At 67.0% G+C, this 15,609-nt stretch carries 13 protein-coding genes; 4 read left to right on the forward strand and 9 right to left on the reverse strand.

Going from position 1 to position 15,609, the window contains the following annotated elements:
- Positions 1-6: 6 nt before the first annotated feature.
- Positions 7-1,035, reverse strand: a complete 1,029-nt coding sequence (cas1c, locus tag B4920_RS13805) for a type I-C CRISPR-associated endonuclease Cas1c (protein ID WP_079435284.1) — start codon at positions 1,033-1,035, stop codon at positions 7-9.
- Between the two features lie 3 nt (positions 1,036-1,038).
- Complete coding sequence (gene cas4, locus B4920_RS13810; protein WP_079435285.1) at positions 1,039-1,674, reverse strand: CRISPR-associated protein Cas4; 636 nt, start codon at positions 1,672-1,674, stop codon at positions 1,039-1,041.
- Between the two features lie 53 nt (positions 1,675-1,727).
- On the opposite strand from cas4, the gene B4920_RS30755 reads away from it, so the two are divergent.
- Entirely contained in the window at positions 1,728-1,850 is a 123-nt protein-coding gene (locus B4920_RS30755; protein ID WP_256376087.1) for a hypothetical protein, read from the forward strand.
- 181 nt (positions 1,851-2,031) lie between these two features.
- Here the strand turns inward: B4920_RS30755 and cas7c are convergent, their stop codons facing one another.
- The 5 genes from cas7c to B4920_RS13835 form a co-directional block, all read right to left on the reverse strand.
- Positions 2,032-2,991, reverse strand: coding sequence for a type I-C CRISPR-associated protein Cas7/Csd2 (cas7c, locus tag B4920_RS13815; RefSeq protein WP_079435286.1), 960 nt, complete (start codon positions 2,989-2,991; stop codon positions 2,032-2,034).
- The gene (gene cas8c / locus B4920_RS13820; protein ID WP_079435287.1) at positions 2,988-4,748 is read right to left on the reverse strand and encodes a type I-C CRISPR-associated protein Cas8c/Csd1; all 1,761 of its coding nucleotides are present in this window, start codon (positions 4,746-4,748) and stop codon (positions 2,988-2,990) included. Before cas8c ends, cas7c begins: the two co-directional genes overlap by 4 nt.
- The gene (gene cas5c / locus B4920_RS13825) at positions 4,745-5,404 is read right to left on the reverse strand and encodes a type I-C CRISPR-associated protein Cas5c (protein ID WP_079435288.1); all 660 of its coding nucleotides are present in this window, start codon (positions 5,402-5,404) and stop codon (positions 4,745-4,747) included. Before cas5c ends, cas8c begins: the two co-directional genes overlap by 4 nt.
- A 48-nt stretch (positions 5,405-5,452) precedes the next feature.
- Positions 5,453-7,756, reverse strand: coding sequence for a CRISPR-associated endonuclease Cas3'' (locus B4920_RS13830; protein ID WP_079435289.1), 2,304 nt, complete (start codon positions 7,754-7,756; stop codon positions 5,453-5,455).
- 63 nt (positions 7,757-7,819) lie between these two features.
- The gene (locus B4920_RS13835; protein WP_088179469.1) at positions 7,820-8,797 is read right to left on the reverse strand and encodes a YafY family protein; all 978 of its coding nucleotides are present in this window, start codon (positions 8,795-8,797) and stop codon (positions 7,820-7,822) included.
- A gap of 221 nt (positions 8,798-9,018) precedes the next feature.
- On the opposite strand from B4920_RS13835, the gene B4920_RS13840 reads away from it, so the two are divergent.
- Together B4920_RS13840 and B4920_RS13845 are read left to right on the forward strand one after the other, a co-directional pair.
- Positions 9,019-9,801 (forward strand): 3-hydroxybutyrate dehydrogenase, encoded by a 783-nt coding sequence (locus tag B4920_RS13840; protein ID WP_079435291.1) that lies wholly within the window; start codon positions 9,019-9,021, stop codon positions 9,799-9,801.
- 114 nt (positions 9,802-9,915) lie between these two features.
- A complete protein-coding gene (locus tag B4920_RS13845) occupies positions 9,916-11,760 on the forward strand; it encodes a nitric oxide reductase activation protein NorD (protein ID WP_079435292.1) in 1,845 nt (614 codons plus the stop codon).
- Between the two features lie 133 nt (positions 11,761-11,893).
- Here the strand turns inward: B4920_RS13845 and B4920_RS13850 are convergent, their stop codons facing one another.
- Positions 11,894-12,709, reverse strand: coding sequence for an EAL domain-containing protein (locus B4920_RS13850; protein ID WP_079435293.1), 816 nt, complete (start codon positions 12,707-12,709; stop codon positions 11,894-11,896).
- A gap of 176 nt (positions 12,710-12,885) precedes the next feature.
- Here B4920_RS13850 and B4920_RS13855 point away from each other — a divergent pair, with 176 nt between their 5' ends.
- A complete protein-coding gene (locus B4920_RS13855) occupies positions 12,886-14,673 on the forward strand; it encodes a serine hydrolase (protein WP_161493305.1) in 1,788 nt (595 codons plus the stop codon).
- On the opposite strand, the gene B4920_RS13860 is transcribed toward B4920_RS13855, so the two are convergent.
- On the reverse strand, positions 14,646-15,533 hold the full coding sequence (locus B4920_RS13860; RefSeq protein WP_079435295.1) for a LysR family transcriptional regulator: 888 nt from the start codon (positions 15,531-15,533) through the stop codon (positions 14,646-14,648). The genes B4920_RS13855 and B4920_RS13860 overlap by 28 nt on opposite strands.
- Positions 15,534-15,609: the final 76 nt, after the last annotated feature.

Here is a 15,609-nt window from a genome sequence, read left to right on the forward strand (position 1 = left end):
GTGCTTTCAGCGGATGACGAACGGTAGGTATTCGGGCATTTCGCCGCGCAGGCTGCGTGCCAGCAGGCGGGCCTGGACCAATGGGACGACGCCGAGTGGGATGGCTTGTTCGAGGAGCGGGTGGGTCAGTTCTTCCTGTTTGCGCTCCTGCCAGGCTACCACCACGGCTTTGCGGGCCTCGCCTTCGAGTAGAACCGCGCCGCCTTCCCGTTCGGTGAAGTCGTCGGCGCCGATCTGGCCACGGTTGATGAGGGTCAGCGCGACGCGGTCGGCGATGGCGCGGAATTCTTCCATCAGGTCGAGGGCCAGGGCGGCGCGCCCGGGGCGCAAGGCATGCAGGAAGCCCACCTGCGGGTCGAGACCGGCGGCCTCGACGGCCGAGCGGCAGTCGTTCATCAGCATGGAATACAGGAAGGACAGCAGCGCATTCATGCGGTCACGGGGTGGGCGCCGGCTGCGGCCATCCATCTGGAAGGCGGTGCGGGCCTCGGGGCGGACCACCAGGTTGAGCCCCGCAAAATACTGGCGGGCCGCTTCGCCCTCGATGCCGCGCAGGGTGTCCAGGTCGGTGGCATTGGGGAGGGCGCGCAGGGCGGCGGCGAGATCGTCGGCTGCCCGGGTCAGGCTGGCGGCATCGCCTGGCTCTTTGGCTTCCCGGGCGCCGCGCTGCAGCACCTGGCGGGCATTCTTGATCTTGCCGGCCACGCAGCAGCGGGCGATGGCGAGCGAGAAGCCCGCATCGCGGCAGCGTTCGTGCTGGGCCTGGCGCAGCAGCACGTTGCCGGAGACGGGGCCTTCCAGGCGTGCCTTGAAACGGCCGTTGCCGTCGAGCAGCACCAGCCCGATGCCGCTGTCGGCCAGCCGGTGCATCAAGGGTGTGGACAGTTTCACGTTGCCAAAGCACACCACGCTGCCCACGTGGTGCAGCGGCACGCGCAGGCGGGTGTCATGTTCCACCTCGATGCGCAGGGTGTCGTTCTCCAGATGCAGATAACTCTCTGGCAGGGTCACGTAGAGGGTGTTGAGCAGTTGCATGGGTCAGGCATCCGGGTCGAAGAGGGCTTGGTGGAGCCGGTCCAGGTCGGCGCCATGGGACAGCGCCGCCGGTTGGCACAGGTCGCGCAGGGAGCAGGCGTGACAGCGTTCGTCGTTGACGGGTGGCGGGGTTTGCCTGCTGGCCAGCATGGCGCGGATTTCTGCGGCAGCGGTCTCGACGGCGGTGCGTAGCGCCGGCGTGATCGGCACCACCCGGCGGCGCTTGGAGGTGGCGTAGAACAGCGCGCCTTCGGGCACCGCCCGGCCACTCATCTCCTCCAGACACAGGGCCTGGCCGGCCAGTTGCAGGTCGTCGCAGGCGGCGATGGCCGCCTTCTTGTTGCGCGAGCCGTGCTTGTATTCCACCGGGTAAGGCGTGCCGTCCGCCTGAAACTCCACCACGTCGGCCTTGCCGATCAGGCCGAGGCGGTCGCTGAACACCGGTAGCGCCCGCTCGGCCCGCAAGCCAGCGCGAACCTCCACGCCGGGCTGGTCGGCACGGGCATGGACGGCCTGCCCGCGCAGCGTGAACACGTTGTCCTCGAAGGCTTGCTCCAGGTGGATGAGCGCGCATTGGCGCGGGCAATAGGCCCAGTGCTGGAGGGCCGAAAGTGGAATCGGGTCGAGTGGTTCTGGCATGAGGTGGCTGCTAAGATTCAAGTCGTTATCGATGTCTAGGCGTCATCATCAGCATGCCTTTGCAGGCCCTGGTTGCCGAAGCCCTGCAACTCCCGCCGGACGATCTGGATGCGCTTATCGTCAGCCTGCTTGCCCATCGTGATGCAGACCTCGGTGATACGCCTGAACAGTATTGAGCTGATCCGCGCACATCCTGGTATTGGTACTCCGTTCGTTCGGCAGTCCCGGCGACTTCCCCTCGAAACCTTTCCCGATTGGGTGGTGTATTGCGTCGAAGGAGACATCCTGCGAGTCCTAGCGATTGCCCATCAGCGCCGCCGCCCGGGGTATTGGGGGAGGCGGCGTTGAGGACTTGCCTTACCCGACCCGACGAATCAGCGTGACGCCAGTCGGCAGGTCGGTGTCGTTCACCGTGACCTTGTAGTTTTCGAAGTCGCGCGGAATTTCCGTTGTCGGCTTGGCTGAAACGCGCTTGAACAACTCATGGGCGGGGGCGTTGCCGAGTTCCGAGTCGTGCTTGAAAACGTACAGCCCGCGTGTCGCCATTTCTCCGCGGGCGGCGGAGCGGTCGTGCTCGAACATGTTCTCAAGCGCCTGCCACAGCAATTCCAGGTCTTCCTCGCCGAAGCCGGTCTGCTTGGCCAGGAAGGAGGATACGAAGCCATGGGCCATATAAACGCCGTAGGGCACGGTGTGCTTGCGGCCCATGGTGCGGTTGTCGCCTTGCTGCTTCTCCGCCTCGGCTTCGGTTGCTACGGCCATGCGGGTGATGGAGTGCTCCAGGGCCACGATGGGTTCTACCGAGCGGGCGAAGGTGAGCTGGACCGGGCCGCGGACCTGGCCGCAGTTGATGCCCGTAGACATCACCGCCCCGAAAGTACGTACGTCGAAGAAGTTCTGGCACATCCATTTGCGGGCCTGATCAACGTCGTCGGCGCTGCCCTTGCGCTTTTCCTTGGCGGGTTTTTTCTTCTTGCCAGCTGGTTCGTCGGCTTCCAGCGTGAATTCCTCGTTCGCTTCCTCCGGTGCATCGAGTTTGAGCGCCGAGTACGCACGCTGGTGCTGGTTGTTGAGGATGGCTTTTTCACGGACGTAGATTTCGAAGCGTTTTTCGCCTGGCTGCGGATCGCGGCTGTCTTGCTCCTTCACGAGCCCTACGAAGTTGCGGACCTTGCGCTTGAGGGACACGTCGGTGACCAGTCCGTGGCCGGATTCGGCGTCGAGGCGCGGCAGGTTGCCGGCGTCTGGATCACCATTGGGGTTGCCGTCCTTCACATCGAAGAGCAGCACGAAGTCGTAGCGGTTGGCGAGAGTCATTGTTGTTTCTCCTCGGTGGATTCGGTCTTGTCGGATTTGGTGAAGAAGGCTTGGCGCTGGTGGTAGTAGCCGAGGGCGAAGCGGCCCTGGTCGGTGAGCGTCAGGTGGGCAGGAAAATCGGTGACCGCGGACAACACCTCGCCGAGCAGCTTTTCAAACGACACCGAACGGCCCTGGGAAAGCTTTTTGAGGTGGGCGTTTTTGAGGCGCAGCAGCGTGGTGAAGACGGCGACGGGCGTAGACGATGCGGCGCCGTAGTAGCGGTCGCGGATCGTCGCGTTGAGGCCCGGCGAGGCTTCTTCCTGGATCTTCTCCAGTACGGCGAACAGCCGGCCCAGGCGATAGGCCGCGCTGGTGTTGTCGAGGTCGAGCATGGGTTGGAACTCCTTTTCCTGCGGATTGCGGCGGATGGATCGGTTCAGGCAGGCCTTGATGGCAGCAGCGCGGTGGTAGTTCACCTCCCGCTCCGCACGACAGCGATTGACGGCGGCGTTGAGCCACAGGCTGGGGTAGGGGGTGTTGGGATCTGCAAGGATGGCGTCGACGATGGCTCCGCCCAGGTTGGGTGGAATGTTGTCGGCTTTACCCTGGGCCGCGCAGGCTGTGAGCAGGCGGAACAGGGACGGGTAGTCCGAGTCGTTCGGGCCGTGTGTGAGTTGCAGATCCTTGAAGTGTTGCAGAATGCGTGGCGCCAATTCGGCCAGTGTCATCGTGTGGAAGAAGCGCACGCTGATGCGCGCCGCGTTGGGGGCGAGGCCCAGCACGAAGTAGCGGGCAGCGCCTTCGGCACCGTCGAAACGTCCGCTCTGCACCGAATCGAAAAGTGTCGTCACCGCTTTCACCCCGGCATCCGGGTTGTCGTGCTGGCCGAAGATGTCGGCGAACAAGGTGTCGTACTCGGAGACGGCTTCGCCTTGTTGCTCGACCCAGCAGACAGTGGAAGCATCGCCAACCTGGAAGCGGTTGCGCGAGCCTTTGCCGAGCAGGTGGTTCAGCGCGGTGGTGTAAGCGAAGGCGGCCGGTTTGCCGACGGGGGCGTTTTCGCCCTGGAGTTTTCGCTTGCCGTAGGACTCGAAGGCATCCAGGTTGAAGGACACGATGTTGGCGCCGGCTGTCTGCGCCCCCCACACTCCCTTGATCGCCGCGTGCAGGCGTTCGGTTTCGGCGGGGTGACCTGTGACGAGGCATAGGGCTCTGGGTGTGTCGTCCGCCGGATCGCCGGCAGCCATCGCGGCGCTGGCCACGGCCGGGCGCTGGCAGACGAGTTGCGGCTCGCCGTGGAGCTGGAAGCTCATCAGGGCGTTGTTTTCCTTCGCGTCGGCAAAGCTTGGTTCCTGCGCCAGACGCTCCGGGTCGATCTTGTTGAGATAGGCCTGCACGGCCCGCAGTCCTGCATCGGCCTGGGCCGATTCCGGGAGTGCATTGATACGGGCACAAAAAGCCGCATGCTGTTCGACGACCCGTTCCGGTTTGCCGCGGGTGTCAATGCCTGTGACGTACTCGACGTTGTCCCACAGCAGGTTGGCTGCAATGCCGCTTGCCCGTTTGATGCCCTGCGGAACGAGGTAGCGCCGGCCGACTCTCTTCTTGCCGTCCTGGCTGCGGGTGTCGCGCAGTTGCACCAGTTCGCCGTCGGCAGTGATTTCGAGAATGAAGGGGATCTCCTTCTCTTCCAGCCCATAAGCCGGCAGCCGTTCGGCTGGGTCGGCGGAGGCGCATTTGCGCTGGTAGTAGTCGTACAGGGCCTGAAGGATCATGACTTCACCTCTCCGGTTTCGAAGTCCGGCACGAGGATCACGCCGTTCTTCATCTCCGCACGGAAGAAGCGTGGCTGGGGGGCACACGGGTAGGTGAAGTCCAGGTCGTGGAGCATCCAGCCGAGATCCCGGGTCTCGTCGATGGCTGGGCGCTCGGCGGCTGAGGCGGCGACTAACCGGAAATCGGCGGCGAACTCGCGACAGCCGAGGTAAGGCTGATTCACGCACTGGCCCTTGGTGGCACGGCGGGAGAACATCTCGGCGTATTTGACGAGTGGATCGTTGGCCTTGGGCGAAAGGGCTAGCTCTGCGTGCAGGCGGTAGGCCGCGTCACGCAGGAAGAGGCCGGCGCGCTGCTGGCGTTCGTCTTCGATGTCGAGCCCGAGATAGCCGCTGCCGGCATTCATGGCCTGCTGCACGTTGCGGGTCGAGACGACGGCCCCGACCTCGTTGCGCCGCAGGTTGATCCAGCGGATCGGGTTCAACACTTCAATACGCGTGATCCGCCAGCGGATCTGCGGCTTCCACAGGATGGCTTCGAACACCGAACGCGCGGCCGATGGGGTGATGACGTCGTAGGAGACGCGCTCGACCTTCATTTCCGGTCGTGTGAAGCAGGCGAATGGACCACTGACTTCGAGACAGAATGTGTTCATCGTTGGCTCGCTTTTGGGCTCCAGGTGAAATGTCGGGTGGGCAGCGGTTCAGCAGACGAGTCCGCTGGCGGAGAGGGGCTGGTCGTCGGCGCGTAGGCCGAGCTGGGGGTCGTAGAGCAGATCGTTTGCCTGTACGTACAGTCCCGGCATGACGAGGCTCAGGTCGCCCTGGGCCAGCAGGCTTTCGGCCTGCTGTTGCGGCAGGCTGACGGTGTAGCGTTGAAGGGCACGCATCAGCCAGCGTTCGGGACCGTCCTTTTTGAGGGCGCCGAGGAGTATGTCCACCTTTTCGTCCTTGCCGTCCGGGCCACGGTAGAGGACGACGACCGGTGCCTGGTTGTCGGGGATCAGCTCGAACTTGTCGGCGGCGCTGCGGAAGGCGACGGCGAGTGGGTCTTCGCGGGTCGGGGCGAGTTTGAGCAGGTCGACGATGCCGTGCTGGTCGAGATTGACCGTGGCGTAGAACTGGCGGAAGTAGGCTTCGAACAGTTTGCGGTCGAGGGGGTTTTCGACCTTTCCGTGGAGTACGCCGCGGCAGGCTTGAGCGCCTTGACTGAGCGAGCCTGCGGGTATTTTTCCGGGTGGCACGAAGACAAAAACTTTGCCCTGCTCGGGCAGGGCACCTTCCCGGTTGCAGCGCCCGGCGGCCTGGGCGATGGAGTCGAGCCCGGCCAGGGCGCGATATACCACCGGGAAGTCGAGATCGACGCCAGCTTCGACGAGCTGGGTGCTGACGACCCGCAGCGGTGCCGTGTCGTCGCCCTGCCGGCGGGCGCTGAGGCGGGCCTTGATGTGGTCGATGACGTCCTTGCGGTGGGCGCCGCACATCAGCGCCGAGAGATGCAGCGTGCCCTTGGGCATGCGTCGGTGGAGTTCGCGGGCGCCGCCGCGGGTGTTGACGATGGCGAGCACGCTGTCGTGGTCGGTGAGTTCGTCGGCCAGGGCCGGCCATTCGGTGGGGGCGTTGAAGTCGGTCGGCAGGCGAACGTCGACGCGCTTGAGGGCTGCGTAGAGGGCGTCGGGGTCGTCCATCAGTTCGGTGGCATCGTCGAGGCCGCGCAGGTTCATCGATGGGTCGAAGTAGTCGGTGGTGCTCAGGGCGGGCTGGGTGGCGGTGCATAGCACTACGGTGACGCCGTAGTGGCGGATCAGCAGGCGTAGCACGTCGAGGATGGGTTGCAGGAATTCGGGTGGCAGTTGCTGGGCTTCGTCGAGAATCAGCACGCTGCCGACGAGCCGGTGCAGCTTGCGGCAGCGGGACGTGCGGGCGGCGAAGAGAGATTCGAAGAGCTGGACGTTGGTGGTGACGACGAGCGGCGCATCCCAGTTTTCGCAGGCAAGGCGCGAGGCGCCGGTTTCGTCGGCGGGGTCGCTTTCGGCCTGGCTGTGATGTTCGACGACGCATTCGCGGCCCAAGGGGGCGAAGACGTCGCGGAAGACGTCGGCGGTTTGCTCGATGATGCTGGTGTAGGGAATGGCGTAGATGATGCGCCGCTTGTCATGGACGAGCGCGTGATCCAGCGCAAAGCCCAGGCTGGCGAGGGTTTTGCCGCCGCCGGTGGGTACGGTGAGGGTGTACAGGCCCGGTGCGGTCTTGGCCTTGCTGCGACACTGGCGCAGGATGTCGGCGCGAATCCGGCGTACCGGCGTGTCGGCGGCGAAGCTGGCCATGTGGGTGTTGTAGGCGTTGTGCATCTCGGCGAGAGGCGGGAAGTCGCCGCGGGCATCGGCCTTGCCGGTATCCATGAAAGATTCTGTGTCGAGGAAGTCGGCATCGACGAGGGTCGAGAACAGCATGCGCAGCCATAGGGCGAAGGCGCCGGGTGTCAGGAGGCCGCCAGGTACAGCGTCTTTCAGCTCGAGGGCGGTGGTGTTTTCGAGAATGGCTGTCGGGGCGGCTGCGAGGGCGTCGGCGTATTCGCGGCGGGCATCGTCGGATGCGAGACGTCCTTTCAGTCCTCCGTGCCAGTCGGCCAGCCCGGCATGGTGGCCGGCGATCAGGTACGCCAGCACGGTGGCAGCCATTTCGCCACGGGGGCCGAGGCGGGATTTGAGGTGTTCAATGGCATGCAGGGCGCCGGCGGCCGAGTGGGTCTTGTCCTTCGACGGAACGCGGCCTTCGATGTGGGCATCGGCGCAGTCGCGGATATAGCGCTGAAAGCCGGGGCGATATTTGCCGAGGTCGTGCCACAGGCCGGCGAGGCTGGCCCAGTCGGCGGCGCCGAAGGGCATGGCGCTGGCCGCAGCCTTTTCGCTGACGCACCGCATGTGTTCCGCAAGCGCATGCGCTCGGGGGCTGCCGTCGCTGCTTTCCGCTGTGTGGGCGAGGAAAATGTCGTCCGGGAATTTCATGTGTCTTGGCTCCTGCGGTTCATGCCGGCCATTCTCTTATTCCCCATGCTCAAAACCTGATCATCACGAATTGTTCCTCCCCGCTATTTCATGCTCCCGTCGGACGGCCTCGCGCAAAGCCGCAGGTTCGAGCACTTCCACGTGGCGGCCGTGGCGCAGGATGTCCATCAGCAGTTCAGGTTCCTGGCTGTAAGGGACGCGCAGTTCGTAGCCGTCGTCGTCGAGGAGGCGCCCTTGCTGGTCGGGGTGCCATTTCTCGGTGGCGACCCAGCGGCTGCGTTCGGCGCTGAAGCGCAGCACCGCCCATTCCACGTCGGCGCCGGCGAAGATGCCGTAGCCGCTGCCGAGTACCCGGTCGAGGGTGGCGTCGTCGATGTCGCGCGCCGGCTGGTCGAGAATTTCAGCCCGCTGGATGGCGTCCACCGCGAAGCTGCGCAGTTCGCCGCGGAGGTGGCACCAGGCATCCAGGTACCAGTTGTCCCGGTAGTGGATGAGGCGCTGGGGCGAGGTTTCCCGGCGGGTGAGCTGGTCTGTGCCACGGGCGTGGTATTCGATGACCAGGCGCCGGCGGCGCAGGGTGGCGGAGGCCACGGCCTGGAAGTGTTCGAGGCGGAAGCTGCGGGCGCCGACGGTCTGGATGCGGATGCGCCGGGTCACTTCGGCGGCGGAATCGTCGGCGCTGCCGAGGATGTGGCCGAGGCGGGTTTGCAACGGGCGGATATGCGGGCCGAGCAGGCCGCCGGTGTCCAGGTTGGCCAGCAGGTATTGCATGGTGAGGAGGGCGTGGATTTCCTCGGCGGTGAACCACAGGCCGGGGAGTTCGAACTGGGGGCCGAGCTGGTGGCGGTCGTGGGTCAGGCGGTAACCGCCTTGTTCGCGGTCGAATTCGACCGGTGCGCCGAGCACGTCGCGCAGGTCTCGTATGTAGCGGGTCAGCGTGGCGCGGGATATGCCCAGCTCGTATTGCAGGTCATTGGCCGGGATGGCCCGACGATGGCTGAGCAGACGTAGCAGTTGGTGTAGCCGGTCGGTTGGAATCACTTGAGTGCTCGCATTGGGCATATGTTGAACGCCTGTTCGATCATAGCCATGCACATGCTGGCGGCGTGTGATGCGGGACGCTCGGTTGCAGTGCAGTGGTTGGCAAACCGGGCGGTGGCGTGCTTCTTGATTCCGCATCCCCGCACCGCTGCGCTAGCATCCTTGCTTGACGGGGGGATTCACCCCGCATGCGACCCACAACACAAAAGAGGAGAGCGGTAATGCTTGCAGGCAAGACGGCGTTGGTGACGGGTTCTACTTCGGGTATCGGGCTGGCGGTGGCACGGGCGCTGGCGAAGGCCGGGGCGAAGGTGATGCTCAATGGTTCGCGGCCGGCGGCCGATGCGGAGGCGCTGCGTGCCGAGCTGGCGGCCGAGGCGGGGGGCGAGGTGGGCTACACGGCGGCTAACCTGGCCGATCCGGCGTCGGCGCGGGGGCTGGTCGAGGCCACCATCGCGGCCTTCGGCAGTGTGGACATCCTGATCAACAACGCCGGCATCCAGCACGTAGCGGCGGTGGATGCCTTCCCGGACGAGACCTGGGACCAGTTGCTGGCGATCAATGTGTCGGCGGTGTTTCACACCACCAAGGCGGCGCTGCCATCGATGAAGGAGCGGGGCTGGGGGCGCATCGTCAATATCGCTTCCGCCCACGGCATCGTTGCGTCGCCGTTCAAGGCGCCCTACACGGCCAGCAAGCATGCGGTGGTCGGCTTCTCGAAGGCGGTGGCGCTGGAAGTCGCGGAGCAGGGCATCACCTGCAACGCGCTGTGCCCGGGCTACGTGCGCACACCGCTGATCGAGAAGCAGGTGGTGGACCAGGCGGTCGTGCACAACCTGCCGGAAGAGCGGGTGATCCGCGAGGTGATCCTCGCCGCCCAGCCGACCAAGCAGTTCGTCGAGGCGGACGAGGTGGCGGCCTTCGCGGTGTTCCTGTGCTCGGACGCGGCCAGGTCGATCACCGGTTCGGTGCAGTTGATCGACGGCGGGTGGACGGCGCGGTAAGCCGGAAATTGAGCCAGGACAGGGACGCGTCGCCGGGATGCCCCGTACAGTCGGGGCGGTGCCGGTCTTTCGTGATCATGCGGAGGCCGGCGGCAGTCTTGGCGGAGGGCGGACATGGAAGAGTTTATCGGTGGCTTGTGGCACCGTTTCATCACGCGGGCGGCGACGCGCACATACCCGCAGGCGGCGGTGCGGCTGGCGGACATCGAGCGCAGCGCCGGCATCCTGTTCCGCGCCTTGGGCGGCGACCCGGGCCTGCGCGTGGCGCCGGCCGCCGAGACCGAGCACGGCGCGCGGCGCGGCTGGCTGGCGCGCATCGCCCACACCGGCGAGAAGATCGCCCACGCGGCGCGGGACGCCGAGACCCTGCGCCTGCCGGCGGAGATCGCGCTATTTCCTGAACGGGGGCTCAACCGCGACCTCTACCTGTGGCTGATCGCCCAGGGGGCGGCGCTGGATGAGGCGGATCTATCCGCGGACAACTGGATCGTCGCCAACCAGCAGACCAGCGCGGCCACGTTGGCGGCATTTCCGGGTTTTGGCTCGCGCTACCGGCGGCTGGTGGCGGCGATCACGGCGGAGCGGCCCGAGCCGCGCAAGCTGCCGGCCGACGAGGCGGCGGTGGAAACGGCGATCCGGCGTGCGCTGGCCGAACCGGGTAGCGTCGCCGCGCTGCCGTCCGCACGCCGTCCGCCGGTGCCGGTGGCCCTGTGGCTGTACCCGGCGCCGGTGGCCATCGACCGCCGCCAGGCTGCGGCCAATCCGACACCGGCCGAACAGCGGGAAGGCGGCAAGACGGAGGATGCCACCGAGAGACGCCGGCAGGCCCAGCGCGAGGACATGCCGGACGGCCGCAACGGCCTGATCCTGCCTTTCCGCGCCGAGAGCCTGCTGTCCTTCGCCGAATACGTGAAGGTCAATCGCGGCCACGAGGAAGGCGACGGCGAGGACGCGCCCCGCGCCGCCAGCGAGATGGACAAGATCGCGGTGGCCCAGGACGGCCACGACACCGCCTCCAAGGTGCGCTTCGACCTGGACCTGCCGTCCGCGGCGGCCGACGACGTGCCGCTGCAGACCGGCATCCTGCTGCCCGAATGGGACTGGAAGAAGCAGCTGCTGAAGCGCGACATGTGCAGCGTGACGGTGCTCGACCCCCGCGATGCGACGCCCGGCCCCCTGCCGGCGCATCTGGTGCGCCCGGCGCGGCGCCTGCGCCGCCAGCTGGAGGCGCTGACCCCGGCCAAGCGCTGGCTGAAGAACCAGCCCGACGGCCCCGAGCTGGACATCGACGCCTGCGTGCGGGCCTTTGCCGACCGGCGCACCGGCCACGTGGCGGCCAGCGGCGGCGGTTATTTGTCCTGCGAGCGCCGCGAGCGCGACCTGTGCTGCCTGGTGCTGGCCGACCTGTCCCTGTCCACCGACACCTGGGTCAGCGACGAGCAGCGCGTCATCGACGTGATCCGCGACAGCCTGTGGCTGTTCTCCGAGGCCCTCGGCGCCACCGGCGATCCCTTCGGCCTGTACGGTTTCTCGTCGCGGCGGCGCGACCACATCCGCTTCCACCGCATCAAGGATTTCGGCGAGAAGGTGGACGACCGCATCCGCGGCCGCATCGGCGCCCTCAAGCCGGGCTTCTACACCCGCATGGGCGCCGCCATCCGCTACGCCACGCAGATTCTCGCCAAGCGGCCGGAGGCGCTGCGCCTGCTGCTGATCCTGTCCGACGGCAAGCCCAACGACGTGGATCACTACGAGGGCCGCTACGGCATCGAGGACACCCGCATGAGCCTCAATGCCGCCCGTCAAGACGGCGTGCGGCCGTTCTGCGTGACCATCGACAAGGAAGGCCAGGGCTACCTGCCACACCTCTTCGGCCCGGCCGGTTACACCATCCTGCGCAATCCGGCCGAACTTCCGGCGCGTCTCCCCAAGCTATATGCCCAGCTGACGGCCGTTTGAGAGGATCCAGAGGCATTCCGGCGCCTGGTCGGGGCAAGGGGGCCTTGAACTGGAAGCGGTGTGGCAGGAGTCTTTGGCGGCCAGCAATCAGTAGGGGCGAATTCATTCGCCCCTACTGTGTTATCCCCCAGCCTCAGTGCAGGGGAGGGAGCGGTGGCCGGGGTGTTGCCGGCAACACGCGCGTGCCGCGCTGGGCGTCGAGGATGCCGCTGACGCCGCGGGACAGCTGCCGGAAGGGCTCGGTGGACGGGCGGCCGAGCAGGAAGCCCTGCGCGAATGCGCAGCCCAGCGCGTTGAGGGCCGCCAGTTCGCGGGCGTCCTCGACACCTTCGGCCACCAGCTGTATGCCGAGCGTTTCCGCCCGTTCGAGGCAGGCTGCCACTTCCTGCTGGCGCGGCAGATTGGCGTGGATCTGACGCACCTGCAGCGGGCTGAGCTTGATGAAATCGGGCTGCGGTGCGCTGCTGTCGGCGTCCGGAGCAAGGTGATCGAAGGCCATGCCGATCCCTTGCGCCGCGAGGGCATGCAGGGCGCCGGTGAGCGTCGTGCTGTCGTCGTCGTTGGCCTGCCGGCGGAGTTCGATGACCAGCCGCTCTGGCGCCAGCCCGGCACCGGCGAGCAGTTCGGGCAGGTCGCCGGCAGTTGCATGGTCGGCGATCATCGCTGTGCTCAGATTGATGAACAGGCGGCCGGGCAACTCTGCTGCCACGAAGGCGGCCACCGCCAGACGGGTGGCCAGGCGTTCCAGTTCGAGGCCCAGTTCCGCCTCGCGGGCGACGCGCAGCAACTGTTCGGGGGTATGCAGCGGGGAGCCCTCCGGGCCGCGCATCAGGGTCTCATAGCCCAGCACGCTTCGCCGACGGAGGTCGAAGATCGGCTGAAAGACGAAGCTGAGGGCTTCGCTGGCGAGCAATTCGCGGAGGTGGACGATCAGACCGCTGAGGTACATGGTGGTGGGACAGGCATGGCAAAACGTAATACCGTTATTGTGGTCAGCGATTCACGCCATTTGAATGAAGCTTTTGTGACGCTTCGTGATGTGTGCCGGAGCCGCCTGACAGCGCTTGATGCCGGGCTGCAGAATAGGCTAGGGTCATGTCTTTGTATTCCATGGGAATGATTGACATGGCTGTGTATGGATTTTCGCTGGCGCGGGCCGGCATCCTGGCGGCGGCACTGTTGCTGGCCGGCTGCGCCGCGGCGCCGTCGCGTCCGCTGGAGCTGGTGCGCAACGACGACGCGCGGGTGCAGGACTACGCGACCCGCCTCATCGAACATGAGATGCGCAAGCAGTCCATCGTCGGCCTGAGCGTGGCCGTGGTAGACGACCAGAAGCTGCTGTGGGCGCGGGGCTTCGGCTTCGCCGACCGGGAAAAGGGCGTTCCGGCGACGCCGGCCACCCTCTACCGGGTCGGCTCCATCTCCAAGCTGTTCACCGACAGCGCGGCCATGCAACTGGCGGAGCAGGGCCGCCTCGACATCGACGCGCCGCTGAACCGCGTGCTGCCGGGTTTTTCGATCCGCAGCCGCTTTGCCGATGCGCCGCCGATCACCCTGCGTGGCCTGATGACTCACCATGCCGGCCTGCCGCGGGATTACCTGAAGGATTTCTTCACCGAGACGCCGCCGCCTTTTACCAGCGTGATTCCGCTGCTGGCCGATACCGACACGGCCTATGCGCCGGGTACCGTGCTGTCCTATTCCAACCTCGGCATCACGCTGGTCGGGGCGGCGGTGGAGCGGGCCGCTGGCCAGCCGTTCGCCGAGCATCTGCGTACGTCGCTGCTGGCGCCGCTGGGCATGGCGGAGGCCTCCTTCAGCGCCGGGCCGTCGGCGTCGCCGCTGATGGCCCGCGGCTACGACAAGGGCCAGCTGCGCGACGAGCCGGCGCTGCGCGATGTGCCGGCGGGTGGCCTGAATGCCAGCGTGACGGATCTGGCCCGCTTTGCGTCGATGGTGTTCGCCGACGGCCAGGCCCAAGGAGGCCAAGTGCTCAAGGCGGCAACGGTGGCGGAGATGCTGCGTCCGCAGAACGCCGACGTGCCGCTGGACCTGGACGGCCGCATCGGCATCGGCTGGTTCATCGGCAAGCCGCTGCTCAGGCACGGTGGCAAGGTCGTGCACCACGGCGGCGCGACCTACAATTTCCATTCGACGCTGGTGGCCCTGCCGGAGCACAAGCTGGCGGTGGTGGTGCTCAGCAACAGTGCCGGTTCGGCGGCGGCAGTGGACCGGATCGCCACTGAAGTGCTGTCGGTCGTGCTCGAAGCCCGCAGCGGCTTGCGGCCGCCACCCGTTGCCGTGCCGGCCGCGGCGGGGCCCTTGCCGGAAGCCGAGGCGACCCGCTGGGAAGGGGACTACGCCACGCTGTTCGGCTATGTACGCGTGGAACGGCGCGGCAACGCGTTGAGCGCCGAGGTGCTGGGAACCCGCCTCGATCTGGCGCCGCGGGCCGATGGGCGCCTGGGGCTGGGCTATCGTCTGCTGGGCCTGTTCCCGGTGGGCCTCGGCGAGATCGGCCAGAGCGGCCTCAGCCGGCGTACCGTCGCCGGGCGTGAAGTGCTGGTGGCCGAGCGCCAGGGCCTCGAAGCCCTGGTCGGCGAGAAGCTGCCGCCGCCGGCGCAGCCCGGCTGGGTCCGGCCCTATCTCGGGCGCTACGCGATCAGCAACCTGGGGAAGGACGTTCCGTTGTTCAAGGAGATCCGCGTCCGCGAGAGCGCGGGTTATCCGCTGCTGGAAGTGCAGGTGCAGAACGGGCCGCCGGTGCGCCAGGTCCTGCTGCCCCAGGGAGAGGACCGGGCCCTCATCCTTGGCAGCCTGGCGGACAGCGGCGAGACGGTGCACTGCCGGAAGGCCAATGACACGGTGGAGTGCCGGTTCGCCGGTTATGTGCTGACGCGCGTCGGCGACTGAAGTTCGCCGCGGAAGGTCGCCCCGTCGGCGGCGAAGCATTCGGCCAGCCAGTCGGCGGTGGCGGCGACGCGGGCTTGCTGGCGGGCGTCGGGATGGATCAGCAGCCAGATCTCCCGGCTCAGCACCGGCTGGGGGCCGGACAGGCGGCGCAGGCCCGGCTCGGCGTCGGCCAGGAAGCACGGCAGGATGCCGCAGCCGATGCCGTCGGCAACGGCCCGCATCAGCCCCCGCAGGCTGTCCGAGCGCAGGCGGATCCGACCGTCACCGCGCAGGCTTTCCAGCACCTGCATTTCCGGCGTATGGGCGAGGTCGTCCAGGTAGGCGACCCAGTCGCTGGCCGCGCCCCGGCCTTGGCGGCTGGCGCCGTAGACCGCGAAGCCGCTGTCGGCCAGCTTGCGGATCAGGATGTCGCCGCGCGTCGGGCGGGCCAGGCGGATCGCGATGTCGGCCTCGCGGCGGGCCACGTTGAGGTTGTCGTTGCTGGCGATCAGCTCGATGCTCAGATCCGGATGGCGGGCGTACAGGCCGGCCAGCCGCGGCGCCAGGTAGTCGCCGATGAGGGTGCCGACCGCGGTGACGCGCACCAGGCCGCTCACGGCGCCGGCACCGGCCTCCGCTACGCGCAGCAGGGCGGTCACGTCCTCCTCGATGCGGCCGGCACGCTGCAGCACGTCGGTGCCGATGGCGGTCGGCTGCCAGCGTCCGTCGCCGCGCTCGAAGAGGGCCGCGCCCAGTTCGTCTTCCAGCGCGCGCAGGCGGCGGGCGACGGTGGTCTGGTCCACCCTGAGGTGGCGGGCGGCCGCGGCGAGGGTGCCGGCCCGCCCGATCTCGACGACGAAGCGCAGATCGTCCCAGTTCATGACGGATTTCCAATTGATGCAGATGCCTGCATTTTTGCAGGAATGGACTGCGGTGGTGTCGATTTACGCAGGTCTG

Source organism: Zoogloea sp. LCSB751, from assembly GCF_002028455.1.
GTDB lineage: Bacteria > Pseudomonadota > Gammaproteobacteria > Burkholderiales > Rhodocyclaceae > Zoogloea.

Bases quoted from the DNA above. Each gene is read 5' to 3' on its own strand.
- cas1c (WP_079435284.1), bottom strand. From the start codon at position 1,035: ATGCAACTGCTCAACACCCTCTACGTGACCCTGCCAGAGAGTTATCTG.
- B4920_RS13845 (WP_079435292.1), top strand. From the start codon at position 9,916: ATGGAAGAGTTTATCGGTGGCTTGTGGCACCGTTTCATCACGCGGGCG.
- B4920_RS13840 (WP_079435291.1), top strand. From the start codon at position 9,019: ATGCTTGCAGGCAAGACGGCGTTGGTGACGGGTTCTACTTCGGGTATC.
- cas7c (WP_079435286.1), bottom strand. From the start codon at position 2,991: ATGACTCTCGCCAACCGCTACGACTTCGTGCTGCTCTTCGATGTGAAG.
- cas5c (WP_079435288.1), bottom strand. From the start codon at position 5,404: ATGAACACATTCTGTCTCGAAGTCAGTGGTCCATTCGCCTGCTTCACA.
- cas4 (WP_079435285.1), bottom strand. From the start codon at position 1,674: ATGCCAGAACCACTCGACCCGATTCCACTTTCGGCCCTCCAGCACTGG.
- B4920_RS13860 (WP_079435295.1), bottom strand. From the start codon at position 15,533: ATGAACTGGGACGATCTGCGCTTCGTCGTCGAGATCGGGCGGGCCGGC.
- B4920_RS13850 (WP_079435293.1), bottom strand. From the start codon at position 12,709: ATGTACCTCAGCGGTCTGATCGTCCACCTCCGCGAATTGCTCGCCAGC.
- B4920_RS13830 (WP_079435289.1), bottom strand. From the start codon at position 7,756: ATGAAATTCCCGGACGACATTTTCCTCGCCCACACAGCGGAAAGCAGC.
- cas8c (WP_079435287.1), bottom strand. From the start codon at position 4,748: ATGATCCTTCAGGCCCTGTACGACTACTACCAGCGCAAATGCGCCTCC.
- B4920_RS13855 (WP_161493305.1), top strand. From the start codon at position 12,886: ATGGCTGTGTATGGATTTTCGCTGGCGCGGGCCGGCATCCTGGCGGCG.
- B4920_RS30755 (WP_256376087.1), top strand. From the start codon at position 1,728: ATGCCTTTGCAGGCCCTGGTTGCCGAAGCCCTGCAACTCCCGCCGGAC.